Source organism: Arthrobacter sp. UYCu712 (assembly GCF_040547005.1).
Lineage (GTDB): Bacteria > Actinomycetota > Actinomycetes > Actinomycetales > Micrococcaceae > Arthrobacter.
Window position 1 is genome coordinate 1 of record NZ_JBEPOZ010000040.1, and the last position, 17,192, is coordinate 17,192.

Annotated in this window: 18 protein-coding genes, 1 pseudogene and 1 other annotated feature; of the genes and pseudogenes, 11 read left to right on the forward strand and 8 right to left on the reverse strand. The window is 62.5% G+C overall.

From position 1 onward, the window contains the following. Positions 1 to 614 precede the first annotated feature (614 nt). Complete coding sequence (locus ABIB51_RS22235) at positions 615 to 818, reverse strand: cold-shock protein (protein ID WP_354191528.1); 204 nt, start codon at positions 816 to 818, stop codon at positions 615 to 617. Between the two features lie 394 nt (positions 819 to 1,212). Between ABIB51_RS22235 and ABIB51_RS22240 the strand changes: the two genes are divergently transcribed. After that, the gene (locus ABIB51_RS22240) at positions 1,213 to 1,527 is read left to right on the forward strand and encodes a YegP family protein (protein ID WP_354191529.1); all 315 of its coding nucleotides are present in this window, start codon (positions 1,213 to 1,215) and stop codon (positions 1,525 to 1,527) included. Here ABIB51_RS22240 and ABIB51_RS22245 read toward each other — a convergent pair. Beyond that, positions 1,514 to 1,783 carry a hypothetical protein gene (locus ABIB51_RS22245; RefSeq protein WP_354191531.1) on the reverse strand — a complete coding sequence of 90 codons (270 nt, stop codon included), beginning with the start codon at positions 1,781 to 1,783 and terminating at the stop codon, positions 1,514 to 1,516. The genes ABIB51_RS22240 and ABIB51_RS22245 overlap by 14 nt on opposite strands. Before the next feature lie 169 nt (positions 1,784 to 1,952). Between ABIB51_RS22245 and ABIB51_RS22250 the strand changes: the two genes are divergently transcribed. From ABIB51_RS22250 to ABIB51_RS22265, 4 genes are all read left to right on the forward strand, one after another. Next, entirely contained in the window at positions 1,953 to 2,180 is a 228-nt protein-coding gene (locus ABIB51_RS22250; RefSeq protein WP_354191533.1) for a DUF2188 domain-containing protein, read from the forward strand. Positions 2,181 to 2,617: 437 nt separating this feature from the next. Next, a complete protein-coding gene (locus ABIB51_RS22255; RefSeq protein ID WP_354167614.1) occupies positions 2,618 to 3,385 on the forward strand; it encodes a mechanosensitive ion channel family protein in 768 nt (255 codons plus the stop codon). A gap of 108 nt (positions 3,386 to 3,493) precedes the next feature. Continuing rightward, the gene (locus ABIB51_RS22260; protein ID WP_354191534.1) at positions 3,494 to 4,312 is read left to right on the forward strand and encodes a YsnF/AvaK domain-containing protein; all 819 of its coding nucleotides are present in this window, start codon (positions 3,494 to 3,496) and stop codon (positions 4,310 to 4,312) included. A gap of 128 nt (positions 4,313 to 4,440) precedes the next feature. Next, positions 4,441 to 4,980 (forward strand): MarR family winged helix-turn-helix transcriptional regulator, encoded by a 540-nt coding sequence (locus ABIB51_RS22265; protein ID WP_354191535.1) that lies wholly within the window; start codon positions 4,441 to 4,443, stop codon positions 4,978 to 4,980. A 956-nt stretch (positions 4,981 to 5,936) separates the two neighbouring features. On the opposite strand, the gene ABIB51_RS22270 is transcribed toward ABIB51_RS22265, so the two are convergent. Further along, a complete protein-coding gene (locus ABIB51_RS22270; protein ID WP_354191536.1) occupies positions 5,937 to 6,704 on the reverse strand; it encodes a DeoR/GlpR family DNA-binding transcription regulator in 768 nt (255 codons plus the stop codon). Positions 6,705 to 6,985: 281 nt separating this feature from the next. Here ABIB51_RS22270 and ABIB51_RS22275 point away from each other — a divergent pair, with 281 nt between their 5' ends. The 4 genes from ABIB51_RS22275 (at position 6,986) to ABIB51_RS22290 (ending at position 12,227) form a co-directional block, all read left to right on the forward strand. Further along, complete coding sequence (locus ABIB51_RS22275) at positions 6,986 to 8,020, forward strand: SIS domain-containing protein (protein WP_354191538.1); 1,035 nt, start codon at positions 6,986 to 6,988, stop codon at positions 8,018 to 8,020. After that, on the forward strand, positions 8,021 to 8,962 hold the full coding sequence (locus tag ABIB51_RS22280) for an ROK family protein (RefSeq protein WP_354191539.1): 942 nt from the start codon (positions 8,021 to 8,023) through the stop codon (positions 8,960 to 8,962). A 176-nt stretch (positions 8,963 to 9,138) separates the two neighbouring features. After that, entirely contained in the window at positions 9,139 to 10,617 is a 1,479-nt protein-coding gene (locus tag ABIB51_RS22285) for an APC family permease (protein WP_354191541.1), read from the forward strand. A 68-nt stretch (positions 10,618 to 10,685) separates the two neighbouring features. Next, on the forward strand, positions 10,686 to 12,227 hold the full coding sequence (locus tag ABIB51_RS22290; RefSeq protein ID WP_354191543.1) for a GMC family oxidoreductase: 1,542 nt from the start codon (positions 10,686 to 10,688) through the stop codon (positions 12,225 to 12,227). Positions 12,228 to 12,743: 516 nt separating this feature from the next. Here the strand turns inward: ABIB51_RS22290 and ABIB51_RS22295 are convergent. Both ABIB51_RS22295 and ABIB51_RS22300 read right to left on the reverse strand, forming a co-directional pair. Then, positions 12,744 to 13,037, reverse strand: a complete 294-nt coding sequence (locus tag ABIB51_RS22295; RefSeq protein WP_354191544.1) for an IS3 family transposase — start codon at positions 13,035 to 13,037, stop codon at positions 12,744 to 12,746. Then, positions 13,023 to 13,157: a sequence feature (AL1L pseudoknot), on the reverse strand. It overlaps the preceding gene by 15 nt. Then, entirely contained in the window at positions 13,112 to 13,426 is a 315-nt protein-coding gene (locus ABIB51_RS22300) for a transposase (protein WP_354191545.1), read from the reverse strand. Its footprint overlaps the feature before it by 46 nt. Before the next feature lie 183 nt (positions 13,427 to 13,609). Here ABIB51_RS22300 and ABIB51_RS22305 point away from each other — a divergent pair, with 183 nt between their 5' ends. Further along, complete coding sequence (locus ABIB51_RS22305) at positions 13,610 to 13,804, forward strand: recombinase family protein (RefSeq protein WP_354191548.1); 195 nt, start codon at positions 13,610 to 13,612, stop codon at positions 13,802 to 13,804. Beyond that, positions 13,785 to 14,165 (forward strand): recombinase family protein, encoded by a 381-nt coding sequence (locus ABIB51_RS22310; protein WP_354191550.1) that lies wholly within the window; start codon positions 13,785 to 13,787, stop codon positions 14,163 to 14,165. Before ABIB51_RS22305 ends, ABIB51_RS22310 begins: the two co-directional genes overlap by 20 nt. A 1,262-nt stretch (positions 14,166 to 15,427) precedes the next feature. Here ABIB51_RS22310 and ABIB51_RS22315 read toward each other — a convergent pair. The 3 genes and pseudogenes from ABIB51_RS22315 to ABIB51_RS22325 all read right to left on the reverse strand — a co-directional run. Further along, positions 15,428 to 15,973 (reverse strand): hypothetical protein, encoded by a 546-nt coding sequence (locus ABIB51_RS22315; RefSeq protein WP_354191546.1) that lies wholly within the window; start codon positions 15,971 to 15,973, stop codon positions 15,428 to 15,430. A gap of 13 nt (positions 15,974 to 15,986) precedes the next feature. Further along, positions 15,987 to 16,442: a matrixin family metalloprotease gene (locus ABIB51_RS22320; protein ID WP_354191547.1), complete on the reverse strand. Its 456-nt coding sequence runs from the start codon at positions 16,440 to 16,442 to the stop codon at positions 15,987 to 15,989. Positions 16,443 to 17,097: 655 nt separating this feature from the next. Then, positions 17,098 to 17,192 (reverse strand): annotated as a pseudogene (locus tag ABIB51_RS22325) (IS5/IS1182 family transposase); the annotation flags it as partial.

Genomic DNA, 17,192 nt, shown 5'->3' on the forward strand with positions numbered 1-17,192 from the left:
CAGAAGCGACAAAACGGCACGCAGCTACCTCGCTGGCGTCACGCTCGCCTCGGCCCTGATCTGGATCAAATCAGGGGTTTAGCAACACACCCTAGCGATCACGGAATGCCGCCAAAGAGCGCCAAAAGTCACAGCCAGAGCGCGTCGCAACTCGTCGGCGGAATCGAAACTGGCCAGAAACTAACCAGGACGGGACTGTGGGAATAACGGTGTATCCGGCCGCAGGTATTTTCTGCTGCCTGCCCGGGTTGATTGGTGCCGTCCTTTCCGGACGGTTTCTAGGGCCTGCTGGTCGGATCGGTGGGCGGTGTCAGCGGTCCGGGAACAGGGACTGGGCCGGGGTCAGGTTCCGGAGCGGGAGGAAATGGGTTGGTGGGATCGGGTGAACCCGGTGTCGGCCCGGGCTGGGGTGGAAACGGTTCGGGCTCGCGTTGCGGCGGCAGGGTCATGGGTTGCTCCTTGGATTGGTCCCTAGTACGGGTTGTCCGGATGGCAGATTCAGGATATGTCCCGGGAAGGGCAGGAATACGGTGTCCGTGATGGAACCGGACGGCTGGTCCGGCAGAAACGATCGGCGCCGCTCGGGGGTGCGCTGCTTTCCGGCGCCGGGACCATCACATCGGTTGGATGTTCTCCGCTTGCGGGCCTTTCGGTCCTTGGGCGGTGTCGAACTGGACTTTCTGGTTCTCCTCCAGGGATCGGTAGCCGCTGCTGGCGATTGCGGAGTAGTGGGCGAAAACATCTGCTGAGCCGTCATCGGGGGCGACGAAGCCGAAACCCTTCTCGGCGTTGAACCATTTAACCGTGCCTGTTGCCATCGCTGTGTCCTTTGGTGACTCTGCTTCTCCGCCGGCTCAAGGGGGCTGGCGCCGGCGGAAGGGGCCTTTCGCTGCCCCAAAGCTACGGGCCGGGAACCTGGTCGCGCAAGGGCCAGGACTGCGGGACACCCCTGACCAACCATCGTCCCCGCATGTCCTGGCGATGGCCCCAACGCATGAGCAGAGGCCCCCGGATTCGGCACCTCACGGCGCTTTGGGAGAGGCAGGCTGCAGAACAGCGGTACGGCGCTTCGGCCCTGACGCCAGCCGGGCCTTCAAACGGCGACGCGGTCGCCCGTCACACCGAATCCGACGGCCGGGAAATCCTGAAACAACCCTGAATCCCGATAAAATATCGTAGCCAAGGCGGGCGGTCACCGCCGGGAGGAGACCAATGGCAGGCATGTTCGAACTCTTCACCGACGAAGTTTCGGGCTTCAGGTTCAGAATCACCGCTCCCGACGGGACGGTGATGGCAGTTTCCCGCCGTTTTCCCGACAAGCAGTCCGCCGTCGACGGAATCCGGGCCGTCCGCGATTATGCCGGAATGGGCCACATCACGGACCTGTGCCCGGCACCTTCCGCCGGCGCGGTCACCGGACCCGTACCGCCGCCGGATCACAGGACCGGGGCCGCTCCCGGCCGTCCCGGTACTCGGCGCGCGCAAACCCTGACCCGACCCCGCACCCGCGTCATCACAGCCGCCTGAGCGGCCGGCCGGACCGGCCCGGACGCCAGCTATCCCCGGGAGATCCACCACACTCATCCGCAGTCACGGGGTTGCACGGCCCGGGGGCCCCGGTCATGTTGGACGCGACCTTCAGGCTCAGCACGGCGTCATGGGACGTCTCATCGTCCAGATCGTCGATTCCACGATGGATGCGCTCCAGACGGCCCGGCAGCATGCGCAGGTACGTCTCCAGGAAGGTCAGCGCAGCGGCGGGGCTGTCGAGCTGGCCGGCCAACGCAACGGGATCTGCGTGTCCTGTTCGGTATCCTTCAGCTTGCCGTCGTCCCCCGTGGCAATGGACGGTGGTGGCTGTGGCTGGTGTTCTGAGCTCCAACCCTGATTCCGGAGGTGGGTTTGTGTAGCGTTGCCGGTGTAAGCAGTCCGTGACAAGGAAAGGGATTTCAATGGCCCAGGGTGATGTCGAGACGTCCCACGAAGACGGCGTGTGGAAGAACAAGCGCGAGGGAACCGGGCGGGCATTTTCTGCCGGCTATGCCACCAAGGACGAAGCGATCGCCGAGGGGCGGGAAGCTGCCAAGCGGGACAAGGTTGAGCACGTTATCAAGAACCAGGACGGGCAGATCGGGAGCAGGAACAGCTACGGCAACGATCCCCGGAACGTTACGGGCTAACCACGGCTGAGGGTTTGCCGGCGGGGCTTGCCCCGGCCGGCATCCTTGGCGCCGGCCGGAGCGGTTGACCGGAACCCGGTCCCGGCGCGCAACCCGGCGGCTGTCATCCTAAACCTCAAGTGGGATGGTTTCTTGACTGGAGCATCCGGTGCCCGTCCGGTCTCTCCGGAGGGAGGAACGATTACTATCTGGCCGGTGCGAGCTGATTGTCCGGCTGCCGGCCAGCTGTGGCGCCCCGGTTGGCCAGGGTATCGGGGGTTTAGCGAGACTGCGCCGCGCACCAGAAGCCGGACCGCTGCGAATAAAAAGATTACTAAGCATGCTTGCCAAACTGATAGTAAGCAGGCTTATGGTAGTTGCAGTGAAGGCCGGGCAGGAAGGCCTCAGCCGCCGGGAGGGCTCCGCTTCCCGGGTCCCTGATCCGAAAGGCTTACCCCTTGGACATTCTCGACTCGCTTAAAGCCGGGCTGACAGTGGTGGCAACGTTCATTCCCCTGTTCCTCCTGTTCCTGGTCATCCTGGTGGTGGGGCTGCTGATCGCCAAGGCGATCTCCAAGGCCTTGTCCAAGCTGCTGCACAAGGTCGGCTTTGACCGTTTGGTCGAACGCGGCGGCATCAAGAAGGCGCTGGCGAAATCCTCACTGGATGCCAGCGAGATCATTGCCAAGATTGTCTATTACGCCCTGGTGTTGTTCGTGCTGCAGTTCGCCTTCGGTGTCTTCGGACCGAACCCGGTCAGTGTGCTGCTGGCTGCGATCATCGCGTTCCTGCCCAAGGTCGTCGTCGCGATCATCATTGTGATCATCAGCGCCGCGATCGCTGCGGCCGTGAAGACTCTGATCCAGGGATCACTCGGAGGCCTGTCCTACGGGAAGGTTCTGGCCAACATCGCCAGTATCTTCATCCTGGGCATCGGCATCATCGCGGCCCTGAACCAGGTCGATATCGCGACCACGGTCACCACCCCGATCCTGATCGCGGTCCTGGCAGCGATTGTCGGCGTCGTTGTCGTCGGTGTCGGCGGCGGGCTGATCAAGCCGATGTCCGCCCGCTGGGAGCAGTACCTGACCCGCGCCGAAGAAGAAGCCCCGAAAATCAAAGCACAGGCCCAGTCCGCACCCCCTGCCACAGAGCAGATCAAGGACGCCGCAGGGCAGTACCTCCCGCCGGAGGAACCCCACGAATCCGGCGCGCACCGCTACTGAGAACCCGCTACGGCCGGGCGGCACCACCACTGCCTACCCGGCACCCCTCCGGGCCCCTGACCGGATGCCCAACCCACCCACTCATGGTTCACAATCCAAGGAGACATCATGATCACCAAGGAAAACATCGAAGGCCTGCTCAGCAACAGCGGGGACGTCCTCTCCCAGGACGGGAACAAGATCGGCTCCATCGGTCAGATCTACGTGGACGACGATACCGCCCAGCCCAACTGGGTCACCGTCAAAACCGGCCTGTTCGGAACCTCGGAATCGTTCGTTCCCCTCGAAGGAGCCCGGATCGAGGGTAACGACATCGTCGTCCCGTACGAGAAGGACCTGGTCAAGGACGCCCCCAAGGTGGACGTCGACGGTCATCTGGAACCCGCCGAGGAAGACCGGCTTTACACCCACTACGAGCTCGGCGGCGGCGGCCGGACCTACACCGACGCAACCACCGGCGCGGATACCGGCACCGCTGGCACTGGCACCGGCCGTTTCGACAAGGAGGATACGTCCGGCAGTGTCGGACACGACACCTCCGGTCCCACCACGGATGATGCCATGACCCGCTCGGAGGAGCGCCTGAACGTGGGCACCGAGAAGCAGGCTACCGGACGTGCCCGGCTGCGGAAGTACGTTACCACCGAAAACGTCACTCAGACCGTGCCGGTCAGGCGAGAAGAAGTCCGCATCGAACGTGAACCGATTACCGATGCCAACCGGGGCGACGCCCAGGCCGGGCCGGACATCAGCGAGGAGGAACATGAGGTGATCCTCCACGAGGAACGCCCCGTCGTGGAGAAGGAATCCGTTCCCGTGGAACGAGTCCGGCTCGACAAGGAAACCGTCACCGATGAGGTTACCGTCGATGAGGAAGTCCGCAAGGAACGCATCGACACCGACGGTATCGACGACACCCGCCGCTAACCAGGCACTCCGGCCTCACTGCACAGCAACGCCATGGGCGCAACCAGATGACCCGCGCCCATGGCGTTGCTGGGTCCACTGCGCTGCGGCCCACCGCGGGCCCGGAACAGGGAAGGGAAAGCGTGCCGATGATCTCACCCCCTGCCGCCGAAGAATGGACGACCCAGCAGCTGCTCGCGATGGCGGACCGCCTTGTTCGACGCAGCCAGGACAGGGCCCTGACAGACCTTGGCCTGACCCACGCCGCCGTCACCGCACTGCAGGGACTCGCCGCAGGCCCGCAAAGCCAGAACCAGTTGGCGGCACGCATCCGGGTCCGGGCCCAGACCATGGGCGGGATCCTGACCCGGCTCGACGCTGCCGGGTTCATCACCCGCGTGCGGGATCCCCGCAACCGGCGCAGAATCGAAGCCGCGCTCACCAGCACCGGCCGGACGGCCCTGGAAAAAGCGCGCCGAACCGAAATAGACCTCCTGCCTCCGGGGTCCTCGGAACCGGGCACGCTCCGACGCGAACTCATCAAGGTCATCGCATCATTCAGCTCACCTGCAGCCGATCCGGCCCGTGCCGCCGCAGCATCCTCAGATGCCGCCGCCACCACATTCCGGGCAAGAACGCCATCAACCGGCAACGAAGGGCTCGCAGGATCTGGTCATGATGGTCCCTGAAACTCACAGCACACACGCCGGCAGGGGTTCAGGCGGAGCTGGACCAGGACCGTTACCTCGGCAGCTTAGGACCTCACCCGCAGGAAAAACCCGGCGGGCCGGGTGAGGGCCCGGACTGCCGAAAAAAGTAAGCACCATTCTTGGCCCCCACACAACTCCTGTCATAGCCAGATGAACCTCTCCGCGGTTTCGGCCGCCACGTCGTTATAAGTGCGTGTGTTGAATCCAACCCGTAACCGGGAGGGCTGTCAGACTCGGCTTTCTCCGATCGGTCCTGGTGGGGAGGACCTTTTCCGGGCCGCGCGGATCGTTTGCGAGGCGTGGAAGCTGAAGCATGTCCCCGCTGCGTCACAATGGCCCGGGGCTGGTGGTGGTTCCGGCCCTTCTGGACTGATGGTCTGATGGGGGAAACCGAATCGGTCCGAGCCGGTCCGGTGCGATGGGCCGCGCGGGGTCGGTGTCATCTCGGAGGCGAATTGCAAACAGTCGGTCTCGATCGCATCGACGAATGTGTCTCACAACCTAAGTGCCTCGAAACCCCTGCCATGCAAGACGACCGGCGCCGGAGAACCGCCATTTTGAGCTGCGATCTAACCGCCATTCTGAACGAACAGGCACACCTAAGACGTACCGAAAGTTATCTCTGTGACCGCCGGTTGCGTCATGGGTTGGGACAACATTCGGGACAGTAAGAATACGCAGCACCCAGCCGTTCCCTATGTCGTTTTCAAAAGTTGCCTGCACGGAATGTCCGAAGTTGGCTGCACTGCTCCAGTGCGCGCCCGGATCAGTGCAACTACCGGGTGTTTGTTCCATTGCTGCAGCGGACCGTTATCTGGGTTGCGCATAGTTCAGCTGGGAATCAGGAACTCCAACCCGGAACCCGAGCTGTGTTCACTGTCTGTTGGAGACGGGCCGCGTTGTTCAATTGTTTTGCCCTTGGTTCCGTTGCCATCTCACTCGGCCACGATGACTCCCTGGGACTGGCGCCGGAGCCCTTCCAGGTTCTCGCTGGTGGCGCCGCCGTCGGTTACGATCGCCGCGGGTACCTGCGTTGGGCAGATTTTGACGAATCCGACACGGGTGAATTTGCTTGAGTCCACAGCTGTGATGGTTTTGTCCGCGACGCTCATGGCGGTCTTTTTGACGGCTGCGTCTTCCGGGTTCCACTCGGTGAAGCCCTCCTTAAGCGAAAGGCCGCTTGCTGTCATGACGTAGGTATCGAAGTGGCGTCCGCGGAGATAGTCGATGGTGTCCGCGCCGCTGAGGCTAAGCTCCCCTGCGCGGACGGAACCGCCCGGGATGATGAGTTTTACCGAGGTGGATCTTGCGAAGGCCCAAGCCACTCGCAGGGACAACGGGCAGATGGTCAGTTGGCGGTCGAGAAGGTACTCGGCTACGGCGAGTCCGGTAGAGCCGCCATCCAGGATGATGGTGTCACCGTCATCTATGAGGGATGCAACCCGCTGGCCGATGAGGCGTTTCTGTTCGGCGTTTGTCTTCTCCCGTACCGGGAACGGCGGTTCGTAGCTGCTGCCGAAGTCCAGTTTGGCTCCGCCATGAAACCGTTTGAGAACCCCGTCGGCTTCCAGGAGTTCCAGGTCGCGGCGGATCGTCATCTCGGTCACACCCAACCGGGTGCCCATCTCTCCCACGGTGGCCGTACCGGTTTCCTGGAGTATCTCCAGAACCTGTTGGTGGCGCCGCTCCTTCGCGCTAACCATTTACTACCCCTCTCGCGGACCTTACCTTCTGTCCGTTCATTCAAACATTGAACCGACATGATTGACAATCTGATTTGTTCGAAATATCGTTACTCGAACACCAAGACTGTTCATATTGCCTTGTTTGCACCTGCCTGTCGTGCTGCGACGCGGATATTCCCACCGAGTCCAGCCCAGCAGGACCGGGCGTGTGTACAGGGATCATGAAACCGCCCGTTCAAGGCGACCAAGGCAACTTGGACGACCTGGGGCACTCTCCGAGAAAAAGGATGGACCAGACCATGACTGAGATGACACCGTTCGAGCTCGACATCGCTGAACAACCCGAGGCTCTGAGGCGACTCGCGGCGGCTTCGCTGCCTGATCTGCGCGCGATGGCCGGCTCGAGCTGGGACCGGATCGTTTTCACGGGTATGGGTTCCTCGCATTTTGCGGGCATTCCGAGCTGGCGGCGTCTGACGGCGCTGGGTCGGCCGGCATGGAGCATCGATACCGGACAACTCCTGGATAACCCGAAGGCCGTTACCCCGAACACTCTCCTGGTCGTGACCTCGCAGTCCGGAGCGAGTGGGGAAGTTGTCGAGCTTCTCAACCGGATGGATGCGGGCTTAATTTCACCGGCACTTCTGATCGGGATAGCTGACGACCCTGAAAGCCCACTCGCCCTGGGTTCGGATGTTTTCCTGCCATTGCACAGTGGGAAAGAGGCGACGGTCAGCACCAAGAGCTACCTCAATTCTCTGGCCGTGCACCGCATGCTGACAGGAGCCTTTGCTGGCGAAACACTGGAGCGGATCAACGAGGACATCCTGTCCACCGCCGATATCGTCGAAAGCCTGATCGGCGCAGTGGACGTATCGGGCATCGCTGCTGCCACCGCCAGCCATCCCCAGCGGCGTCTGGCCTACGTGGGCAGGGGCGATGAATCCGCGACTGCACTGTTCTCGGCCCTGATCACCAAGGAATCATCCAAAGTCCCTGCCGAAGGATTTATCGGCGGACAATTCAGGCACGGCCCGTTTGAACTGGCCGGTGACGGCCTGACCGTCGTACTTTTCGGTCTTCAAGCTCAGACACCGGATGAGAGTCTGCGCCTGCTCGCCGCGGACTTGGTCGACACTGGTTCACAGGTCCTCATCGTTGGCGACGACGAAATCCCTGGTGCGCTCACGGTACCGGTTACCGGGATCAGTCCACTGGCCAAGCTCTCGGCCAGCTCCGTAATCGCAGAGTTGTTCGCAGTCGGCCTGGCACGCGCCAACAACGTCGTTCCCGGCGCCTTCATCTACGGCTCCAAAATCACCACCTCGATCTAGATGTCCGCCGAACCTTTGAAACTGAACGAAGGATCGCCAGGCCTCCGGGTCGGAATTGATATCGGCGGAACAGGCATACGATTCGTCGCCCTGGATGCCGGGAACCACGTCCTCGCCCGGCTCGCCGCCGCCACTCCCGGCGCGTTTACCAATGGAACAGCGGCGGAATTCCTCGCTGACCATATCGGCGGACTCGCACCCGGACGGACACTAGAGGCAATCGGCATCGGGGCGAGCGGTCCGGTGGATACAGATGGGATCATCCGCAATCCTGACACCCTCCTGAGCTTTACCGGAGAGCCGATCGTGGCCAGTCTCGAAGGAGCCTTTGGCGTGCCGGTAGCGATCGACAACGACGCTGTGTGTGCGGCACTGGCGGAGCAGCGCGTGGGTGCGGCAAAGAACTCACGGAGCCTGCTCCACGTCACGTTGGGCACCGGGATCGGCGCCTGCATGCTCATTGACGGCAAGCCCCTGCGCGGCGGCGATGGAATGCATCCGGAAACCGGCCACATCACCGTCGCAGCCGCGGCCACCCCAGCCTGTTACTGCGGCCGCGAGGCCTGCTGGGAACAAACCGCCTCACGCCAGACCCTGCAGCGCTCCGCGGCAGCTCTCCTTGGAAAAGGACCCACAGACAGGACGGCGATCGCCGAACTGGCCGCACGCGCCCGCCGTGGCGAGAAGCAGGCAACAGAGGTATTCAGGGACTACGGACTCGCGATCGCCGACGGCCTGGGGACACTGCTCGCCGCCTACAGGCCGGAAAATGTTGTGTTGGGTGGCAGCGCCGCACAACACTTCGACCTGTACAGCGACACGGTCGAGCGATCTCTGCAACGGCTCGGGGCATGGATCCACTACGCCCAAATCAGCAAAACCGGCCTCGATGACTACGGCGGAGCCATCGGCGCCGCCTTCCTCCACGTTCCCATGGCTTAAATCTGAGCCGCGCCCTCGCCGCAGAGCGGCGACAACCCGTGGGGGTCCCAGACCATCGACATTTGCAACTACAAAACAAACAGTCTCTAGCATAATGAACACGATTTATGTAATAGTAAACATAAACACTGTTCGATCATTCCATGTCTTCGTTCATCAGTTCAAAGGAGAGCAGTATGTTGACCAATCAGCCAGAGTCCCCGGAGGTGGAGGGCAAGGCCCTTGACTCCGGGTTGCAGAAAGGCTCAATCGGCCTCGGCGGAACCTTGATGCAGTCGATCGCGCAAATTTCCCCGACCTTGGGCATCTTCTACACGATCGCTTTCACCACCGGCCAAGCAGGGGCATCGGCGCCCCTGACTTACCTCTCCGCGTTCCTCGTATGCCTGGTGATTGCGGTTCCGATGCTCGGCCTCGCACGACATTTGCCCTCCGCCGGAGGCTTCTACACCTATGTTTCCGCGGGCATCGGGCCGAAGGCCGGCTTCATGACCGGATGGCTGTACGCGATCATGGTCACCATCGTCCCCGCAGCCCTGGCCGCGTTCACCGGTGCGGTCCTCGCCGACGAACTCAGCGGCAAGTACGGAATCGGCATCCCCTGGTGGATCTACTCAACCGTGATCCTGGCCATCTGCTTCGCCTGCGCCTACCGCGGCATCGTCATCTCCATCAAATTCCTTGTGGTGATGACCATTTTCGAGATGGCGGTCGGTCTCGGACTCGCAGTCACCGGCATGTTCAACCCGGGCCCCGGGGGCGTGAACCTGGACGGATTCAACCCCGCCAACGTCCAAAACCCCTCTGGCTTCTTCCTCGCCATCGTGCTCTCGATCTTTGCCTTCACCGGGTTCGAAAGCGCCGCCGCGGTCGGCGAGGAATCACGAGATCCAAAGCGGATCGTTCCGAAGGCGATCTTCGGTTCACTGGTGCTGATCGGTGTCTTCTACGTCGTCACCGCATGGGGCCTCCAAATCGGCTGGGGCACCAACGACATCGCCGCGCTGGCCGCTTCTCCCACCGCACCGGCCTTCGTCCTCGCGGACCGTTTGTGGAGCGGAGCCTCGATCCTGGTACTCATTGCGCTCGTGAACTCGGGCCTGGGCGTCTGCATCGCCTGCACGACAAGTGCCACCCGCACGATCTACGGCATCGCCCGGACCGGCGCGCTCCCGGCCTTCTTCGCACGCACCCAGCCCAAGCACCGCACCCCTATCACGGCCGTCTACGTCCAATCAGCCGTCGCCCTGGGCATTTGCCTGGCAGTCGGGCTTCCCTTGGGACCGTACAACCTGTTCAACATGCTCGGCACCACCGGAACCTTCGTATACATCCCGATCTTCATCCTGATGAACATTGCCGCGTTCATGTTCTTCCGCCGCAAGCACCCGAACGAATTCAACATCTGGGCCCACGTCGTCGCCCCCGTCGTCTCTACCACCGCGCTGCTCGCCATCGCGTACAACAGCATCGTCCCGCTCCCGGCCTACCCCGTAATCTTCGCCCCTTTCCTCGCACTGACCTACGGCCTCCTGGGTGCTGCCGTCCTGTTCGGACGCAACCTGCGCCCCGGCAAACGGGCCTGGATGGCCCGGGCCGGAGAACTCCCGGACGTCGACCAGGTCTCCTCGAAGTCAGCGACCCTTCCCGTTTAACAAAGCACAGCGTGCCTGGCACGGAATCCGCTTCCGCCAGGCCGCAAAACATCAGGAACCAGGACACCATGAACACCTCCACCCACCCTCTTGCCAGCCTTCCCTCCTTCGCGGACACCATCGTCATCGGCGGCGGGACCGGCGGAGCTGCCTTCGCCGGAACCTTCGCAGCCCACAGTGACGAAAGCGTCCTGCTGCTCGAAGCAGGACCGGATTACGGCACCCGGGAATCGGGCCAGTGGCCCGAAGACATGCTCGACGCCCGGTCAATTCCGCTCTCCCACGACTACGACCTGCACGCAAGCCGCTCCTCCGGAGCAGGCGTCCTGGACCTGCCCCGGGCACGCATCATGGGGGGCTGTTCCTCCCACAACGGCTGCACCGCTTCCGTGGGGGCACGCCACGAATACGACGAGTGGGCCCACGCCGGCAACCCTGGCTGGTCGGCCGATGAAGTCGAACCGCTCCTGGACTGGGTCCGGGACCGGTTCCGGGTCCGCCGCTACAGCATGGACGAACTGACGCCCCCGCAGCGCGCCTTCGTCAACGCGGGGGTCGCGGCGGGGCTGCCCTTCGCCGATGACCTCGACGATCTGGAAGCAGCCGAGGGCATCGGACCGATGCCGGTCAACGTCGTGGACGGCGTCCGCTGGAACAGTGCCTTCGCATTCCTCGATCCAGTCCGGGACCGGCCGAACCTGACCATCGCCGGCGGCGTCCAGGTCACACGAATCAACATCGTTGACGGCATCGCCCGCGGCGTATTCGTCAGCAGCGCCGAAGGAGAGGGCTACATCACCGCCCGCCGGGTCGTGGTCGCAGCCGGCGCCTACCACTCCCCGGCACTGCTGCTGCGCTCCGGCGTCGGACCCGCAGATGAGCTGACCGCCCTTGGCATCCCGGTCCAGGCCAATGTTCCCGGCGTCGGAAAACACCTGCTTGACCACTCCTGCGTGCAGCTCGACTTCTCCGGCCAGCCAGGCCTGGTCGAAGAACTCTCCAAACTCCCGTGGAATCCCGACGAGCAGACCGTGGGAAGGGCCAAATCCAGCGTGTGCGATGACGGCCCCTACGACATCCACGTGTTCATGGTCGCCGGAGCAAACAGCGGCCACCCAGGTTTGCCGCCCATCACCCTTTACGGCGGCGCGATGCGCGCCCGCTCGGAAGGAACCGTCACCCTCAACCCAGACCTGGACATCAGCACCCCCGCGATCGACCACCGCTACGGAACAGACCCGGAAGGGTACGACAGGACCGTCCTGTCCGAGGCACTGGACCTCATGGAATCAATGGTCCGCCAGCCCGAACTCGCAACCATCCTCGGAGACCGGGTCCCCGGGAAAACCGCCCCGCTCGAGGACATAGTCAACTACTGCCACCCGGCAGGAACCTGCAAGATGGGACCGGCCACGGACGCCATGGCCGTTGTTGGAAGCGACGGCTCCGTGCACGGAGTGCCCGGGCTGTACGTCGCCGATGCCTCGATTATGCCCAGCATCACCCGGGGCAACATCAACCTCCCCACTGCAATGATGGGCGCGCGCATCGCTGCAGGTATCCTCGGGGTCGCCCCCCACCAAGTCACCGACGTCAGCCACCGGCACTAAACAGCGAACAACGAAGCCGCCGCCACCAAGCGCACCGAAAGACGGCAACTTCGACCAGCCAGACGCCCGCAGGAATCACCAAGAGAAACAGGAGGGCGCTTTGCCGGTCCCGGCACCAGCTGGGACCGGCAAATACTCACAGCAACGACAGATCCCCTTTCATCCGCCACCCGCATGGAGGCTGACATGGGGCTTAGCACTACGTCCCGCATAAACGGGGGCACTGGGGGCAGACTCCGGACCTTTCCCTGCACCCCGCGGTGGCTGGAAAGGCCGACGGAGAATGCCGGAACGTTCCGCAGACCCACACACCTCACCCCGAAAGTGCCAGCACAGAGAGGTCATCAATGAACCAGCGGCCCACGCCCGGAGTCATGGAAGTATTCGCCCGTGACCAACCAAGTCTTGAAACAGACCTCAACAGTGCCGTGGAAACCGTGCGCCGGCACGCCATGCGGGAACGCCGCAACGGCATCATGGTCACCCAGCACAGCTTCACGCACTACACCGTAGCAATCAGCCGTGAGGTCCCGGGGCCCGCCGCGAGTCCTTCGGAACTGGTCCGGCTTTGGGTTTGCGCCCCCGGACAAGGCCGTTCATGGCTTCATCCCGCATCAGCCGGTCCACTGTGCACCTGGCCACGGCATGGCCTTCCCGGCGCAGCCACGCCGTCATCTTCCGCCGCCCGTAGAGGGACTCAGGTTTCTCGGCGGTGTCCTTCAGCGCCTTGACGATGACAGCATCGCTGACGGTCCGCGCGGCCGGTGCCTTGGACTTCCAGGACCGGTAGGTCCTCGGGGCGGCCTGCACGCCCTGCTCACGCAGGACCCTGCAGGCCGGCTCGACCCCGAACCCGTCAGCACGTAGTTCGTCGATGAATCCGGTTATTTGCGGCGGCGAGGGTCGAGCTCCCTCGCGAAGAAAATCGAGGCCCGCTTCAGGATCTCGTTTGCCTCCCGCAGCTCCCGGTTCTCACGCTCCAGCTCCCTGATCCGGGCCTGCTCGGCACTCGTGACACCGGGGCGTTCATCAGCGTCGATCTGGGCCTGGAGAACCCACCGGCGCAAGGACTCCCTGCCGATACTGAGCTTTGGTCCAATGGCGGAACAGGCGGCAAAAACGGAGTCATACTCGCCAAGATGATCCAGGACCATCCGCACGGCACGCTCACGCTGATCCTCGGGGTATCGCTTGGGCATAATCGCTATCCTTCACAAAAAAGGAAGCGGCATCAAACCCGGTACGGTTCACCAGGCCGGTAAATCGCCGTTTGGGCCATTTCTAAGCTTTCAGAACTCGTTGCCTGAATCAAAATCAGTCACAATCCGGAAGGACCCTTTGTGACCATCCCCGCGTCAGGAAATTTGGTGGGCTACGCCCGCGTGAGCACGCTGGGCCAGTCCTTGGACTCCCAAGTAGACGCGCTCACGGCCGCCGGTGCCGTCAGGGTCTACCAGGAGCACGCCTCAGGGGCCACACAGGCCCGCCAGCAGTGGCTCGCGTGCCTGGACCTATCTCCAGCCCGGAAACACGCTCCTGGTCAACGACCTCACGCGGCTGGGCCGCAGCACAGCTGATCTTGCCTTCATCGTGAATCTCTTGGGGGAGCGAGGGGTGGCTTTCCGGTCTCTCACCGAACCCTGGCTCAATACAACGAGTTCCCACGGCAAGCTCATCTTCGATATGTTCGCTTCCCTCGCGGAGTACGAGCGCAACAGACTCTCCGAACGGACCAAGGCAGGACTTGTGGCAGCGCGGGCCCGGGGCCGCTTGGGTGGCCGGCCTCCGGCCATGACGCCGAACAAGCTTCAGACAGCCCACCAGCTCCGGGCGCATGAGATGACTCTTCACGAGGTCGCAGGCACCATCGGGGTCAGCGTCTCCGCTCTGGCGCGGGCGCTCAAAGACGATCCGGAGACAGAAGGCGGCAATGTCTAAGAGCCGCAAGAGACGTACTTCCACCGAATCCGCGCAGCTGATAGCCGCTTACGTTCGGGAAAACGGAAGCATGCCGACCCAGAGAACCCCGCCTTCCGGTGAACAAAAGCGCCTCGCGCAGGCGTTGATGGGGCTCCGTAAACTCAACCGGCAAGGAAAACTGCCAGACGCTGCAGCCCGCATCTTGGACGACGCGAACCCCGCCTGGACAGCCCGCGCCAACTACACCGACAAAAGCTGGCAGGCCAGGGCAGATGAATTCGTTGCTTGGGTCATTCAGCATGGGATGCCCAGACGGCAAGCCACTGATCTGACAGAACGGTCCCTGGCAGAGTGGCTGGCCGAACACCGCGTCCATGCCCTCAATGGGCGTCGTCCTGACCGGATCAAAGAACTTAACGCGAGGTTACCCGGCTGGCGGGAGACACCCAGGAAGAAGAACCGCTCCTACAGCGATTCGGCACAGCTGATAGCAGCATATTTCCGCGAAAACGGGAGTATGCCGACTCTGATTCCCCCTCACAGTGGCGAACAAGCACGCCTGGCAAGGACTTTGAGCATGCTCCGGACACTCAACAGGCAAGGGAAATTACCGGATGAACCCCGACAAATACTGGAGGAAGCCCATCCAGGCTGGGTCGAAGGCGCCAGGATAAGCCGCGAACGGCTCTGGCGGGCCCGGGCAGAGGACCTGATTACATGGGTCACTCAGCACGGCAGGAATCCTCACTGGAGCGCTGCCGATAGCACCGAACGCGCTTTGGCCAGCTGGGTAAATAGGCAACGTGCCCATGCCAATCACGGGCGTCACCCGGACCGCATCAAAGAACTCAATATCCGGTTACCCGGCTGGCGCCGCTCCCCCTCATCAACGCCGAAGCCCCGGGCCAAACCTGAGCGCAACAGGCCCTCGGAGCGGACCAAGGCAGGACCAGCCGCTGCAAGGGCCAGTGGCCACATGGGCGGACGGCCACCAGTCATGACGCGAAACAAGTTCCAGACAGCCCACCAGCTTCGGACGATATGAGGAAGATGTCGATCCCGCTCACCTGAGAATGTCAATCTGAATTGAGCCCACAATGGACCTAATTTGCAGTCTCATCGGGACCCGTCTTCGGCGTCGGAGATCGCAACATTTCGCCGGGAAGGGAAGAGCAGGGATGGCGTGGCCATCCCTGCTCTTCCCAGGAATAAAAACTACCCCGGCCCCGGGGTGCCTCGAATGAATCGGCTGCCCCCTTGTCGGGTTGGACGGTTGTTTCTCAGAGAAGCCGTGTAACGGCGGCGATCAGCTCGGGAAACGTCTCCGGAATTGCTTCGGTGAGGGTGGTATCCGGCATCTTCTTGACTGACGTGCCTGAGACCGGCAGACGGCCCGTCGGCCCTGAAAGTGCCACGTAGGTGCCGTCGTCGTTCTTCTGGAGGAAAAGCATGGATTCCTCCCCTGGCTGCATGATCGCGTCACCTTCCAAAACGACAACTGAGTCCTTCAGAGCCCCGCCGGTTTGCTGCACCGTTATGGTCGCTGCCGGCTTGGTTCCCATAAGCCACGATTTAACAGTCACCGTAGCGTCTGTGAAGGGGATGCCATCAACAGGTGCTGCCGGTGCGGACTTCTCAACTGTCCCCACGACAATTGCGTCAGCGCTCTGGGCGAGGTCCTTCAGTGTCGGGTATGCCTTGGCCCAGCTTGCGCTTATGGACGTGGTCTTGGCTGGCGGTTGTGCCTGCGGCGAGGCGCAGCCACTCAGGAGCAGAGCTCCGGCAAAGACCGCAGCCATTGATGGGAGAAATGGAAGTTTCTTCATGGTGGTCCCCCTTTCAGTAAATTGCGTTGACGCCGGCGATCTCGTCACTTGTTGGGTAGTAAATTCCGCAACGATTGGGCGTTGCCGAGTTCATCAGGTAGCACCCGCCCACGTGCTCCAGCCCAAGGGCGTGTCCCAGCTCATGGGCCGCAACACCGCGGGTTGTTGTGTAGGTGTACCCGTCGGTGTAGTACGAATTTAGGTACGCATTCATTGGTGCCTGGTACAGGCTTCCGGCGGTAGAACGGTAGGTAATACCGTCCCACGTAACATTGGTGATCCGTGTCTGGCGCAGATAAATGTTGGCGGTTCCCGTCGTTACATAGAAGTTGATATCGGTCGCGCTGGACCAGTTGGAAGTGGCCGCTGACCAGCCACTGGAATTTTGCCCGCTTTGGCCGCCATCAATGTAGACGGCAAGGGTATAGCATCTGGATCCCCCTTGTTCCATGAATGCCGGGTCCGGCATACCGGAGAGTATCTGCCCGGAATATACAAAAAGAGCGATAAGTATGTATCTGTGACATAAATGTGATCTGATAAAACCAGGTTGGAGCTTGGGAGGCGCCCACCGTATGGGATCGCGCCGGACCGGCTGTTGGGGAGTAGTCTGCGGTGGCTAAACCGAGCGCTGAGCTACAGCACTGCGGCCGAGCAATCTCCGGCCCCCGCTGAGCTCAGGCCTTCTACCGGTGGCGCCGTTCAACGGAGCAAGCCACCGGTGAAAAAGACTGGATGGTTTGCGCGTCTGTTCGGCTGACGGCCAAGCGGGCACCGGGAGCAGGCGGCCCTATGGGCCGAACGCTTCCAGTGCCCGCAGCAGCGGGGGAGTAGGGCCCTGGAGAAGATCCACAGGCCGCCGGCCTTCCAGCGCGAGTGAGGGTGTGGTCATCCAGGGGTGGCTTGTGAAAAAGTGAAATATCCAACGCTAAGCTCTGGTCACGGCATCAGCACCTACGGTGGGGCGACATCATCTCGTTGTTCGGGTGCGTGTTAATGAACAGAGCAGTGGGGCTTGCCCAGTGCGATAGGGAGTTGTCTCAAATTCATCCCATGGCTGACGTAGGCGCGTACACGCCAATCTTTACAGGACGGATCCCGGGCCGCACCACGGCGCCCGGACAGGTCGCGATGCCACGCCATTGTTTGAGCCGGTTGAAGCAGCGTTCAACGACATTTCGGCCTTTGTACGCTTCCCTGTCGAAGGATCGGGGGCGTC

Excerpts from the sequence above, each read along its gene's own strand:
- ABIB51_RS22235 (WP_354191528.1), bottom strand. The coding sequence starts at position 818 with ATGGCAACAGGCACGGTTAAATGGTTCAACGCCGAGAAGGGTTTCGGC.
- ABIB51_RS22240 (WP_354191529.1), top strand. The coding sequence starts at position 1,213 with ATGGCAGGCATGTTCGAACTCTTCACCGACGAAGTTTCGGGCTTCAGG.
- ABIB51_RS22250 (WP_354191533.1), top strand. The coding sequence starts at position 1,953 with ATGGCCCAGGGTGATGTCGAGACGTCCCACGAAGACGGCGTGTGGAAG.
- ABIB51_RS22260 (WP_354191534.1), top strand. The coding sequence starts at position 3,494 with ATGATCACCAAGGAAAACATCGAAGGCCTGCTCAGCAACAGCGGGGAC.
- ABIB51_RS22265 (WP_354191535.1), top strand. The coding sequence starts at position 4,441 with ATGATCTCACCCCCTGCCGCCGAAGAATGGACGACCCAGCAGCTGCTC.
- ABIB51_RS22270 (WP_354191536.1), bottom strand. The coding sequence starts at position 6,704 with ATGGTTAGCGCGAAGGAGCGGCGCCACCAACAGGTTCTGGAGATACTC.
- ABIB51_RS22275 (WP_354191538.1), top strand. The coding sequence starts at position 6,986 with ATGACTGAGATGACACCGTTCGAGCTCGACATCGCTGAACAACCCGAG.
- ABIB51_RS22280 (WP_354191539.1), top strand. The coding sequence starts at position 8,021 with ATGTCCGCCGAACCTTTGAAACTGAACGAAGGATCGCCAGGCCTCCGG.
- ABIB51_RS22285 (WP_354191541.1), top strand. The coding sequence starts at position 9,139 with ATGTTGACCAATCAGCCAGAGTCCCCGGAGGTGGAGGGCAAGGCCCTT.
- ABIB51_RS22290 (WP_354191543.1), top strand. The coding sequence starts at position 10,686 with ATGAACACCTCCACCCACCCTCTTGCCAGCCTTCCCTCCTTCGCGGAC.
- ABIB51_RS22300 (WP_354191545.1), bottom strand. The coding sequence starts at position 13,426 with ATGCCCAAGCGATACCCCGAGGATCAGCGTGAGCGTGCCGTGCGGATG.
- ABIB51_RS22315 (WP_354191546.1), bottom strand. The coding sequence starts at position 15,973 with ATGAAGAAACTTCCATTTCTCCCATCAATGGCTGCGGTCTTTGCCGGA.
- ABIB51_RS22320 (WP_354191547.1), bottom strand. The coding sequence starts at position 16,442 with ATGCCGGACCCGGCATTCATGGAACAAGGGGGATCCAGATGCTATACC.